This is a genomic window from uncultured Aquimarina sp. (assembly GCF_947496855.1).
Taxonomy (GTDB): domain Bacteria; phylum Bacteroidota; class Bacteroidia; order Flavobacteriales; family Flavobacteriaceae; genus Aquimarina.
The window spans coordinates 706,294-718,577 of record NZ_CANMED010000001.1 but is presented as its reverse complement, the minus strand read 5'-3'; the positions used below and the strand labels follow the sequence as shown (position 1 = coordinate 718,577).

The following is a 12,284-nucleotide window of genomic DNA, read 5'->3' as shown; positions in this document are numbered from 1 at the left end:
TGAAATTATAAATGATATTATTTAAAATAATTTAAGGGCTTATGTCAGACGATAAAAAAATCATCTTTTCTATGTCTGGAGTAACGAAAACGTATAAAAGCGCAAATACTCCAGTACTAAAAAACATATATTTAAGTTTTTTCTACGGTGCAAAAATTGGAATCCTAGGGCTTAATGGATCTGGGAAATCTACATTGCTTAAGATAATAGCTGGTATTGATAAGAATTATCAAGGAGATGTCGTATTCTCTTCTGATTATTCTGTAGGATATTTAGAACAAGAACCACAATTAGATCCCGAAAAAACAGTTTTGGAAGTTGTAAAAGAAGGAGTGGCTGAAACTGTTGCTGTACTGGATGAGTACAATAAGATCAATGATATGTTTGGTTTAGAAGAAGTCTACAGCGATGCTGATAAGATGGAAAAGTTAATGGATAAGCAAGCCAAATTACAGGATCAGATTGATGCTAGTAATGCTTGGGAACTTGATACTAAACTAGAAATAGCAATGGATGCGTTAAGAACTCCAGACTCTGATAAAAAGATAGGAGTTTTGTCTGGTGGAGAGAAAAGAAGAGTAGCACTTTGTCGTCTTTTACTTCAGGAGCCAGATGTTCTTTTATTAGATGAGCCAACAAACCACTTGGATGCTGAATCAGTACATTGGTTGGAGCATCATTTGGCGCAATATAAAGGAACTGTTATTGCAGTTACGCATGATAGGTATTTCTTAGATAATGTCGCTGGTTGGATTTTGGAATTAGATAGAGGAGAAGGAATCCCTTGGAAAGGAAATTACTCTTCTTGGTTAGATCAAAAATCAAAACGTTTGGCACAAGAAAGTAAATCTGCTTCAAAACGTCAGAAAACATTAGAACGAGAGCTTGATTGGGTACGTCAAGGTGCAAAAGGAAGACAAACCAAACAAAAAGCACGTTTAAAAAATTACGATAAATTAATGAGTCAAGATCAAAAACAACTTGACGAAAAATTAGAAATATATATACCTAACGGGCCACGTTTAGGAACTAATGTACTAGAGGCATCAGGAATTAGCAAAGCATATGGAGATAAATTGCTGTATGAAGATCTTAATTTTAAACTTCCTCAAGCCGGTATTGTAGGGATTATTGGTCCGAATGGCGCAGGAAAAACTACTATTTTTAAAATGATTATGGGAGAAGAAACTCCTGATAAAGGAAATTTTTCTGTAGGTGAAACTGCTAAGATCGCTTATGTGGATCAGGCTCATTCTAATATTGATCCTGATAAATCTATTTGGCAGAACTTTAGCGATGAGCAGGATTTAGTTATGATGGGAGGTAAGGAAGTAAATTCTCGTGCATATCTAAGTCGCTTTAATTTTGGTGGAAGTGAACAAAACAAGAAAGTATCTACGCTTTCTGGTGGAGAACGTAATAGATTACATCTAGCAATGACTCTCAAAGAAGAAGGTAATGTATTACTTTTAGATGAACCAACTAATGATCTTGATGTTAATACTTTACGGGCTCTTGAGGAAGGATTAGAAAACTTTGCAGGTTGTGCAGTTGTGATCTCTCACGACCGTTGGTTTCTAGATCGTATATGTACACATATTTTAGCTTTCGAAGGAGACTCTCAAGTATATTTCTTTGAAGGTAGTTTCTCGGATTATGAAGAGAATAAAAAGAAACGTTTAGGTGGAGATTTAATGCCAAAACGAATCAAATATAAAAAGTTAGTAAGATAGAGTAGTGCATGTGAGTGCTTGAGTAAGTGAGTTATCTCATAGCTCAGCGCTCTCATCTCTAAACATACTCAAAATACTGTTATACAATGTCATTAAGAAATATTAAGGTTATAGCTTTTGATGCAGATGATACCTTATGGGTAAATGAGACTTTTTTTAGGAAAGCTGAAGAGGAATTTTGTGAACTTGTGGCGGATTATCTTCCCAAAGAACAGGCTAATAAACTTCTTTTCGAAGTAGAAATGCAAAATCTTGATTTGTATGGTTATGGTATTAAGCCTTTTACACTTTCGTTAATAGAAGCCGCCATAAAGATTACTAATGGAAATTTGAGCATTCAATTAGTAGAGAATCTTATCGAAAAAGGAAAGCAGATGCTTCAAGAGCCCGTAGAATTATTGGATGGTATCGAAGAAACACTTAAATATTTATCTGAAAAATACCGTTTGGTTATGGCAACCAAAGGTGATTTGTTGGATCAGGAACGCAAATTGATTAAATCAGGATTGTCAACCTATTTTCATCATATAGAAATTGTTTCTGATAAAACTGAGAAGCAATATCAAAAATTAGTACATCATTTAGATATCCACGAAACCGAATTTTTAATGGTTGGTAATTCTTTAAAATCAGATGTTTTACCAGTTTTGAATATTGGCGGACATGCTTGTCATATCCCATTTCATACTACTTGGGTGCATGAAGAATATAATGGGATTATTGATCATTCTAATTTTAGGAGTTTAACTAATTCAAAAGAGCTATTGCAATATCTATAATGAATAAAATGGCTTTGGATCTGACTACTTGGAATAGAAGAGAACATTATGAGTTCTTTAGTAGTTTTGATGAACCATTTTTTGGTATCGTATCAACAGTGGATTTTAGTATTGGATATCAAAAAATTAAAGACAACGGGTATCCATATTTTTTGTATTATTTACACAAAGCAGTAAAAGCAGCCAATCAGGTAACGCCTTTTCGGTACAGGATCGAAGAAGATAAAGTCTATATATACGACCGTGTGCACGCTTCTGCTACAATAGGAAGAGAGGATCATACTTTTGGTTTTTCATTTATAGTGTTTGATGAAGATTTCAAAGTTTTTCAGGTAAATGCTCAAAAAGAAATAGAAGCCGTTAGGAATTCTACAGGATTGCGCTATAATAATGGTGCAAAACGAATGGATAGCTTACATATTTCTTCTATTCCTTGGTATAATTTCACTAGTATCTCGCATGCAAGACATTTTCAATATCGAGATAGTGTGCCAAAAATTTCTTTCGGAAAATACACAAAAGATGGTGATAAAATTAATCTACCTATATCTATTCATGTACATCATGGGTTGATGGACGGTTACCACGTAGGATTGTATCTAGAAGAGTTTCAACGGCTATTAAATGAGGATTTTTAAGGAGGTTGGAATTATAGTTTACGTGTTATGATTTAACAATATAGGTGTCATAAAATCTTCTAAAAAATTAAGGTAAATATTCTAATTAGATGATTTAAGAAGTTTTTTTTGAGTAATTTCCCATGCACTTAATAATGCTTTTATGAAAAAAACAGTACTTTCTGTTCTTGTAGTTTTATTTTCTTTTTTGGTAAACGCTCAAGATTATACCGATATCGTGAGATTAAATATATCTAGAGTAAATCTAGAGGATGTAGAACGGACTTTTGATACTGATATTACGAATATTAATTTTGAATTAATATATCCCAAAGTATTGAATGACAAGTTAGTTTTGCTTACGGGTATAACTGCAGAAAATACAAATTTAAATTTTTCTCAATTAGCTCCTGATGAGAATTTAACCATGGCACGTATAAATGTTGGAGTTAAAGTAAAACATTCGGAAAAATGGTCTGGAACTTATGTGGTTTTACCTAAACTAGCTTCTAATTTTGAGGATGTAGGGTCAAGGGATTTTCAATTTGGTGCAATTGCTCTTTTAGATTTTCAGTATAATAAAATGGTGAGAGCTAAATTTGGATTATATTCTTCTTCCGAAAACTTTGGTACAATTATAACTCCACTTTTGGGCGCTTTTTATAGGTCACCGAATAAGAAATTTCATTTTGATGCTGTTTTTCCAATACGTATGGAAGCAAATTATTTAGTTTCAAACCATTTTAGTTTAGGGATGGATTTAAGAACTTCGGTAAAATCATATAATTTGGTTAATGAAGATGTTGATTTTTATGTTCAAGAGGAATCTATTCGTGCAGCATTTTATGCATCCTATGGATTACTTAATGATTCTTTATTAATAAGAGCTAAACTTGGTTTTGATACTACTGATTATGGAGTGTATGCTGCTAATGATAGAGTAGGTGTTCAAGTTCTTACATTTGCCCTCGATGGTGATGATAGAATTAGATTAAATAATGAGTTTGACAGTAGTTTATTCTTTGGATTAGATTTTATCTATAGATTTGATATTTCGGAAAAACAATAATACCTATTATGTTTTTAAACGATTCAGATAATTAAATACAGTTTTAGAATAATTATAATAAAAGATAATAATTAGCGATATATATATCCTACTGCACCTTCATAAGCATACCCAGCATTTATACCTTCATTGTAATTAGTAGTGTATAAATGATCTGTATAAGAAGATCCATAAAACCTATAAAGTTTTACTCTTCCGTTTCCAGCATTGTTATGGATATAAGAAGCTTTTTTAATATTTTCATATAAAGCTTTAACACTATCGTCTCTAAATCCTCTTCTTAATAAATTAGATTTTTCTGCACCACTAGTGGTCATAACGAAATCTTTATTTCCTGGTGCAAGGAGGAAAAAATTCATTTAGTGCCCGATGGAGGTGCAGAAATGAAGTCATAAGTTCCTAGTTTAAACAGTCTACCTTATATGTTCCTTTGCTTACTGACAGATTCAAAACTCTGTATGTGTGTGCAGTATTTTATCCGTCAGAATAATAACGACTTACAGCGGATATAGTACTTGCTTTTGCATTAATATTTGAAGTTGTGCTTACGTCTTCAGATACGGTACTATTAGAATTGAATTCGTTTTTTCATAAGACGTTAGTGTCAATACAGCAAGTATTGCTGTGTACATAATTGATAATTTCAATGTAATTTTCATAATTTAAGAATGATTAATATGTTATAAGTCAAAGGTGTTGCTTACCTCATTTTCTTAAATCATTTTGTGGTGTTTTTAAAGAAAATTGTAGACTACTTCCTTATTTAAGTGATGTGCGTTTTGAACTCTTTTTTTACTCCGAAATTCATTAAAGTATTCCCATAATTGTTTTATAACAATACTGTTTGTAACTCTTTTACTTCACCAATTAGCATATCATTTAGTTGGATATTTCCTACTCTAACTCTTACCAATCGCAGCGTAGGAAAACCTACTGCAGAAGTCATTTTACGAACTTGTCTGAATTTACCTTCTTTTAGGGTTATTGAAACCCAACTTGTAGGACCATGTCTTTCGTCTCTTATTTTTTTCGCCCTTTCCTGAAAATTAGGTGTTTTATTTACTTTAAAAGCACTACAAGGATTTGTTGTGTATTTTTTTCCATCAAAACCAATTTCAACTCCGTTCGTTAGTTTGGATATGGCTTCATTAGTAATAGCTCCATCTACTTGAGCGTAGTATTCCTTTTCAATACCGCTACTACATATATGATTACTTATTTTTCCGTCAGTAGTTAGTAATAATAAACCTTCAGATTTTTCATCTAATCGACCTATAGCCATAGTTCCATCGGGGAAATCAAATAGTTCACCTAGTAATTTTTTTGAATTTTGTTTTTGTCCATTATTCACAAATTGACTTAAATATCCATAAGGTTTATAGATCATAAAATGCCTATGATTTTTCTTCTCGTCTTCTTGCATTTTTAAACAAACATTTATTGAAAGTATCGTTGACTAGATGTGGCCAAATGTAATAATTGTCAAACAGTATAAGAAAACTTTTACCTTCTTTAGGTTAACCTTTATACTTTATTTTTAACTAATTGATAATCCAACTTGTGTTTTTGTGCTTTAAAAAGGGTTACAATATTTTAATTTAACTAAATAAATTTAACTATGTCAATTCATATGATTGGACAACCATACAATCAAGATATTATTATCGGTGGATATGGCTCAGGAAGAAGAAGAAACAGAGAGCCGAATTATTTTGCTCCTAATTTATTAGATTCTTGGGAACGAGATCCTATAAGAGGATTTTATCAAGTAGTGGAGCATGAGGATTTAATTGATATACACTATTATAGATCAAATGAGAATGTTTCAATTAATATATATGCTGTAAAACAATCTGAAATATTGTTTGTAGAAAGAACACTAGATTTGTTTCCTTCCGGACATCTAAGATGGCTTAAGGAATGTAAGCCAGAAGGAATTATTTTTGCAAATTCTGCCGGAAGAGGAAGATCGGAGCGATATACCGGTGGTTTAAATCCAGGATATGACGATAGAAGTACTCCGTTTTTTGATGAAAGCCAAGGTATTATAATTACGTACGGAGCATTATGGAGATATCAAAATTTAGGGATTTCTCCAACATTAATTCACGAAATAGGTCATGTAATGACTCACGGAGGTAAGATTAGTTATCGATATTTTTCTGAAACGAATAGAGAAACCCTTTCTAATACGAGAGTTTCCAGAAACCCAGGGAGTCTAGAAGCTTTATGCAATGCTTATATGTATTTTATTTGTTATGGCAGTGCAGCTCCCGCAGTGAGACTGTTTGGTAGTAGACCACTAATATTAGAGAGAAGTTCTCAAACCCGTGAAGCTTTAAGAAGATGTCCAGCATTTTCTAGGAGAATGTTATCTCCTTCAGAAATAGCAAGTTTTAGAGAAAGATAACCAATAAACTTGTGTTAATTATAGACAACTTCTATGTTGGTATAGATTAAAATATCTATATCATTACATAAATTAAAATGTATGATCTATCTTTGCAAACATATCGGGTACGTGTTATTTGCTTTTTTTAGCGTATACGTGCCTATAGTCGTTGTAACCACTGGGTCAATTATTAGGTAAAATCAATCTGTTAGAATTGTCATTTTCCAATCATTCGTTTAGTATTTCGATGACAATTATGTTTAACAAAAAAAATAGAAGTTTACCGAATGGCAAAATCACAACAGACATTTAGCAAGATTGAAAAAGAAAAAAAGAAGATTAAAAAGCGCGAGGATAAGCAGAAAAAGAAAGAAGAACGAAGAGCAAATTCTAAAAAAGGAAGCGGTTTCGATAATATGATTGCTTATGTTGATGAAAATGGCCACCTTACTGATACACCACCAGATCCATCAAAAAAGAAAAAGGTTAAGGCCGAGAACATAGAGATAGGTATACCTAAAAGAGAACACGTAGAAGAGGATCCTATTAAAAAAGGTAAAGTTGCTTTTTTCAATGATTCTAAAGGATATGGATTTATTACTGAGCAAGAATCTCAAGAAAAATACTTCGTTCACGTTAATGGTTTAATGCAGGAAGTTAGAGAAGGTGATAAAGTTCAGTTTGAGTTAGAAATGGGGATGAAAGGATTAAATGCCGTACGAGTGAAAAAGATTTAATAACGTTTTATTATACCATTAAAAAAGCATTTGCAGTATCATCTGTAAATGCTTTTTTTTGTTCTTATTTTATTGTAGGATACCAATTTAGCTGTACAACTTCTATTTCAGTATTTCCTTTATTTACAGTTTCTCTAAATTTAATAATATTACTTAACCCATTACTACCTCTATAGTGATAGGGGTAAACTTGCTTGGGCTTAAACTCCAACACAGCATCCGCTGCACTTTCAACAGTCATAGTATATGGTAAGTTCATACAAACAAACGCTTTGTCAATATTTTTAAGAGCTCTCATTTCTGGAATATCTTCTGTGTCTCCAGAGAAATATAAGCGTTCATCACCTAAGGTGATTATATAGCCATTACCGCGCCCTTTATCGTGGAACTTCAGTGCTTCTTCCCTAAGGTTATACATAGGTATAGCTTCAATTGATATTCCGTTTACGTCTTTTACTTCTCCGTTATTTATAATAACTAGTTGTTTTGTATAACTAGCGGGAAGTTTTTCTGCAACTGCTTGTGGTACTATCAATTTTGATTTCTCAAGGTCGAGACTATTTAGAGTTTCAATATTCATATGATCTCCGTGGATATCGGTAATAAGAACTAAGTTTGGTTGTTTTTGATTTTCAAATGCTTTAGCCCCTCCTGTTGGATCTATATAAATGATATTTTCTTTATACTCTACTACTGCTGTAGCGTGTGTGATAGGAATAATTTTTAAATCAGAAACCGGTTTTTCTTTAGATTGATCAGGAGAAACAGTTCCTTGGGAGCTTGTATTGATGGTTGTTTCTTCTTTTTTAGTATCCTTACAACTTGCTATAAAAAGCAAAATTACTAAAAGGAATAGGGTATGTGATTTCATTATATTTTGTTTTAGTTATGTTAACAAGGTATAAAATGACTGTAAAACCAAAAACATTTTAATGTAAGATTAACTATCTATCCATAGCTTAATAGCCATAGCAATTACCATAATGAGTAAGAATACTTTTACAATACCATCTCCTTTTTTAACAGACCATCTACTTGCTATCCAACCACCTGAAGCATTGCCAAAAGCTAAAACAAATCCATATAGATAATTTATTTGATTATCGAAAGCAAAAATGGCTAATGCGCCTATGGTATATATAAAAACTACCACTGCTTTTACCGCGTTAGATTTCACTAACCCTATTCTATTAATTGAAGTAAGTGCTAAGAGAATAAATATTCCTACGCCGGCCTGTATAAAGCCACCATAAATACCAATAACAAAGAATACTAGAATACTTATTAGACGGGATTTACCATGAATACGTTCTGCAAAGTTCTCAACATCCATTTTTGGTTTAAAAACCATAAAGAATACTACAATGAGCATTACTATAGCTAATATTTTATTAAAAGTTTCACCTTTTATATCTATCGCTATTCTTGCTCCAATTAAAGAACCAGCCAGTGCAGATAATCCTAGATAAACACTAAAAAAAGTTGGTTGTATTCCTTTACTTTTAAAACCAGCTACAGAAGTAATACTCTGTATAAAAATCCCAATTCTATTTGTTCCGTTAGCAACTGACGGAGGTAGCCCCATAAAAATTAGCATTGGTAATGTCAATAAGGATCCGCCTCCGGCAATAGTATTAATAACTCCTGCGATAAAACCTACTAAGGCTAGGAGAATGAGAAGTAGTGATTCGTTCATTTGGTTGTGTTACCACCCAAAAATAAGTAAATCTAAAAAATACTAATGCTTTTTGTAATTCATTTAGCATAAAATCTTAAACTATCGTAGATTTACCATACAATTCAAAAATTAAATAACCGTCAAAGCGCTACATAAAATACTTCCTATTTTAGCCTCTTTTAAGGGTTATGATAAAACTACCTTTAGTTCCGATGCTATTGCGGGTATTACTGTGGGAGTAATTCTCATTCCTCAGGCTATCGCGTATGCACTGTTAATGGGAACCCCCCCGATATATGGATTATATGCCTGTTTGATTCCGTTGGTTTTGTATGCCTTTTTTGGTACATCAAGGCAATTAAGTATTGGTCCGGTAGCTGTTACTGCTATTTTAGTAATGAGTGGAGTTAGTCAGATTGCTACGCCATTTACACAAGAATTTACTAACCTGGTTATTTTTTCTGGGTTGTTGATTGGGATATTACAAATAGCGTTAAGTTTGTTAAGAATGGGATTCTTAGTTAATCTAATTTCTCAACCAGTAATTTCTGGATTTATTTCAGCAGCAGCTATCATTATTATTGTTTCTCAGCTTAGTGAATCGTTAGGGATAAACATTCCGAACTTTGATTATACGCACGAGTCTTTATGGTATGTAGTTCAAAATATTTCTTCAATACATTTCATAACTTTCGGTATGTGTGTGGGATCTATAATAATTATGCTTATTCTAAAAAGATGGAAAAAGTCATTTCCAGGAGCACTTTTTGTATTAATTATAAGCACAGTTATTACGATTGTTTTTGATCTAAAAAGTTTAGGACTTTCTGTAATTGAAGATGTTCCAAAAGGGTTGCCATCTTTTACTATTCCTGAAATGAATTACGATTCAATGATAGCATTGATACCTTCTGTGTTTACAGTTACTTTTATCGGTTATGTAGGTAGTATTGGTATAGCTAAATCTTTAGAAATGAAGAATAGGGATCACTTAGTTAGGCCTAATCAGGAATTATTAGCTTTGGGAATAGCTAAATTGATAGGGGCATTTTTTCAGGCTATTCCATCTTCAGGGAGCTATAGTAGGTCTGCTATCAATGATGAAGCGGGAGGAAAGACTACGGTTTCCTCAATAATTACCGTGATCATGGTTGTTATTTCATTATTGTTTTTAACCTCTTTCTTCTATTATATACCCAAAGCAGTTTTAGCAGCTATTATATTGGTTTCTGTTTTTGGTTTAATTAATTTTAGTGAAGCTAAATATCTCCTAAAACTTAGAAGAAGAGAGTTTATTGTGATGATCATTACGTTTGTTGGAACATTGGTTTTTGGAGTAGAGAAAGGAATTTTTATTGGTGTGATATTGTCTTATATTTTCTTGCAATATTATAGCTCCAGACCTCATGTAGCTGAATTAGTAAACATTCCGAACACTAATTATTATCGAAATATTAACAGATTTCCAGAAGCAACAAGATCTTCTGAGTATTTGATCATTCGATTTGATGATCAGTTATATTTTGCGAACACTAGTTTTTTTAAAGATGCAATCTTAAATTATATCGAGAAGCGTGAAGCATTGCCCGAGTTTTTGATTTTGGATAGTACTAATATTCATGATATCGATAGTACAGGTTTACATACTTTAGAGGATGTGCATCTATATTTAGAGGAATTGGGTGTCCAGTTGTTAATCTCAGGAACTATTGGGCCTGTTCGAGATTTTCTCAAAAGATCTGGGTTTACCGATAATTTAGGAGGACAACATAATTTTCTTAATATTGAAGATGCAATACAATACACAGAGAATAAAACAGTTCAGGAAAACTTACTAGAAGTTGCTGTTCAGTATAATAAGAAAAGATCATTTCTGGATTAAAGTTGTTTTTTAGTAGAAGATTTGTGAGATAGCTTACTATTTAATCAATTAGGTCTCGACTCCGATCGACCGGACAGATCAATCATAGATAAGACTCGATTAACCCGTTGTGGATTTAGGCATTTTTGGGATAAGATTCGTCAGTTCGAGTGCTTCGACTTTAGGAGAAGTGTATCGAGAATAGAATTTTAATCCAAAAAAAGCTGTTCTCGATACATTTTGTCTTCATTTCATTAAGACAAAACACTCGAATTGGCGCTTTTTTTAACATAATCATTTCTAAATGTACAACAGGTTCTATTAATAAATTAGTAAGACTGAAAATACGTTAAAACTAAAAATCTTATTTTTCTAATCGTCTAGCCTATTTCTCATACACGTGCATCTTCAGCCCCATACCATAATTCATGAAGCCCTTTTGGATCAAAGTGTTGTTTTCACTGTATTTTTTATCAAAACACTGCCAACTTCTATTTTTAAAGAATATTCTTCTGGTAAATGTGATATTGTTTTCTATTTTATTAGTAAAAGGGAGTAGCGGTCTGAACGTAGTAGAAATTTTCACAATTCCTTTGCGGGTTTCTACTTCATGATATTTTTTAGTATGCTGTAGTTTTCCTTCTTTACCTGTATACCCTAGTACCTGAATGGAAACAAAAACACCATTTTCAGGAATGAACACTTTATATTCAGAAATATCAAGTTCAAAATTGGTTTTATCTTTATTTGTTATTCTAAAGAAGATATCATCGCCTGATATCCTTTTACCTGGGGAACCGTTATCGTTTTCATAGAATTGCATTTTAAACAAGGTAGAAAAAGATTGCTTTCTTCCTGAAGAAGACCCACTAGAAGTTTCCATCATTATAGGTAAAAACACCGAAGCTATTTTAGTAGATTTTAAAGGATCTCTTGGGAAAAAAACAGCAATTTCAGATTCTACTGTAGGAAGCCAACATCTGAAATAATCATCGTGTACCTTAGAATTTTTTTTCTTCGTTTTGTATTTGCCTAAGTTTTCAGCTTTTACTACTACTTCTTGTAGTTCAGCTATATCTGGTATTAATAAAATGGTTTTAGGTAAGTTTCTTGTGCTCAAGCCTTTTTCCTTATATCCAAGTGCCGATATAAATAATGAGTCTATATCCTTATATCTTTTTTGTGAAAACTTAAAAACTCCATCAGCATCAGCAAATAAACCATTACCATTACCAAATGAAACAGTTGCGTATGATATGGGGAATTTTTGATTTTCATCCTGGATTGTATATACCTGGCCATAAATGCCTTTAAACATTAGTAATACAAGTATTATGGATACTCTTTTCATAGGAAAATAGGGGCTTTAATATTGGTTCAAATTAATGAAAATAATTTAAAACAATAATTAATCTAAC

Annotated in this window: 12 protein-coding genes; 7 read left to right on the top strand and 5 right to left on the bottom strand. The window is 32.3% G+C overall.

Features of this window, described 5'->3' with window-relative positions; all coding sequences use genetic code 11:
- Window positions 1–41 precede the first annotated feature (41 nt).
- From ettA to Q0921_RS03155, 4 genes are all read left to right on the top strand, one after another.
- Window positions 42–1,733: an energy-dependent translational throttle protein EttA gene (ettA, locus tag Q0921_RS03170; RefSeq protein ID WP_299253176.1), complete on the top strand. Its 1,692-nt coding sequence runs from the start codon at window positions 42–44 to the stop codon at window positions 1,731–1,733.
- Window positions 1,734–1,819: 86 nt separating this feature from the next.
- Window positions 1,820–2,512: an HAD family hydrolase gene (locus Q0921_RS03165; RefSeq protein ID WP_299253173.1), complete on the top strand. Its 693-nt coding sequence runs from the start codon at window positions 1,820–1,822 to the stop codon at window positions 2,510–2,512.
- Window positions 2,513–2,520: 8 nt separating this feature from the next.
- A complete protein-coding gene (locus tag Q0921_RS03160) occupies window positions 2,521–3,150 on the top strand; it encodes a chloramphenicol acetyltransferase (protein WP_366519986.1) in 630 nt (209 codons plus the stop codon).
- 142 nt (window positions 3,151–3,292) lie between these two features.
- A complete protein-coding gene (locus Q0921_RS03155) occupies window positions 3,293–4,198 on the top strand; it encodes a DUF6268 family outer membrane beta-barrel protein (RefSeq protein ID WP_299253167.1) in 906 nt (301 codons plus the stop codon).
- A gap of 71 nt (window positions 4,199–4,269) precedes the next feature.
- On the opposite strand, the gene Q0921_RS03150 is transcribed toward Q0921_RS03155, so the two are convergent.
- Together Q0921_RS03150 and Q0921_RS03145 are read right to left on the bottom strand one after the other, a co-directional pair.
- Complete coding sequence (locus tag Q0921_RS03150) at window positions 4,270–4,557, bottom strand: hypothetical protein (protein ID WP_299253164.1); 288 nt, start codon at window positions 4,555–4,557, stop codon at window positions 4,270–4,272.
- A gap of 470 nt (window positions 4,558–5,027) precedes the next feature.
- Complete coding sequence (locus tag Q0921_RS03145) at window positions 5,028–5,621, bottom strand: pseudouridine synthase (RefSeq protein ID WP_299253161.1); 594 nt, start codon at window positions 5,619–5,621, stop codon at window positions 5,028–5,030.
- Between the two features lie 195 nt (window positions 5,622–5,816).
- Here Q0921_RS03145 and Q0921_RS03140 point away from each other — a divergent pair, with 195 nt between their 5' ends.
- Complete coding sequence (locus Q0921_RS03140) at window positions 5,817–6,608, top strand: hypothetical protein (protein ID WP_299253156.1); 792 nt, start codon at window positions 5,817–5,819, stop codon at window positions 6,606–6,608.
- Between the two features lie 269 nt (window positions 6,609–6,877).
- On the top strand, window positions 6,878–7,327 hold the full coding sequence (locus tag Q0921_RS03135) for a cold-shock protein (protein ID WP_118455832.1): 450 nt from the start codon (window positions 6,878–6,880) through the stop codon (window positions 7,325–7,327).
- Window positions 7,328–7,391: 64 nt separating this feature from the next.
- Here Q0921_RS03135 and Q0921_RS03130 read toward each other — a convergent pair whose 3' ends face one another.
- Both Q0921_RS03130 and Q0921_RS03125 read right to left on the bottom strand, forming a co-directional pair.
- Entirely contained in the window at window positions 7,392–8,198 is an 807-nt protein-coding gene (locus Q0921_RS03130; RefSeq protein WP_299253150.1) for an MBL fold metallo-hydrolase, read from the bottom strand.
- A 69-nt stretch (window positions 8,199–8,267) separates the two neighbouring features.
- A complete protein-coding gene (locus Q0921_RS03125; protein ID WP_299253147.1) occupies window positions 8,268–9,023 on the bottom strand; it encodes a sulfite exporter TauE/SafE family protein in 756 nt (251 codons plus the stop codon).
- A 115-nt stretch (window positions 9,024–9,138) separates the two neighbouring features.
- On the opposite strand from Q0921_RS03125, the gene Q0921_RS03120 reads away from it, so the two are divergent.
- Window positions 9,139–10,887, top strand: coding sequence for a SulP family inorganic anion transporter (locus tag Q0921_RS03120; protein ID WP_367183320.1), 1,749 nt, complete (start codon window positions 9,139–9,141; stop codon window positions 10,885–10,887).
- Window positions 10,888–11,251: 364 nt separating this feature from the next.
- Here Q0921_RS03120 and Q0921_RS03115 read toward each other — a convergent pair whose 3' ends face one another.
- A complete protein-coding gene (locus tag Q0921_RS03115) occupies window positions 11,252–12,217 on the bottom strand; it encodes a hypothetical protein (protein WP_299253144.1) in 966 nt (321 codons plus the stop codon).
- Between the last annotated feature and the right edge of the window lie 67 nt (window positions 12,218–12,284).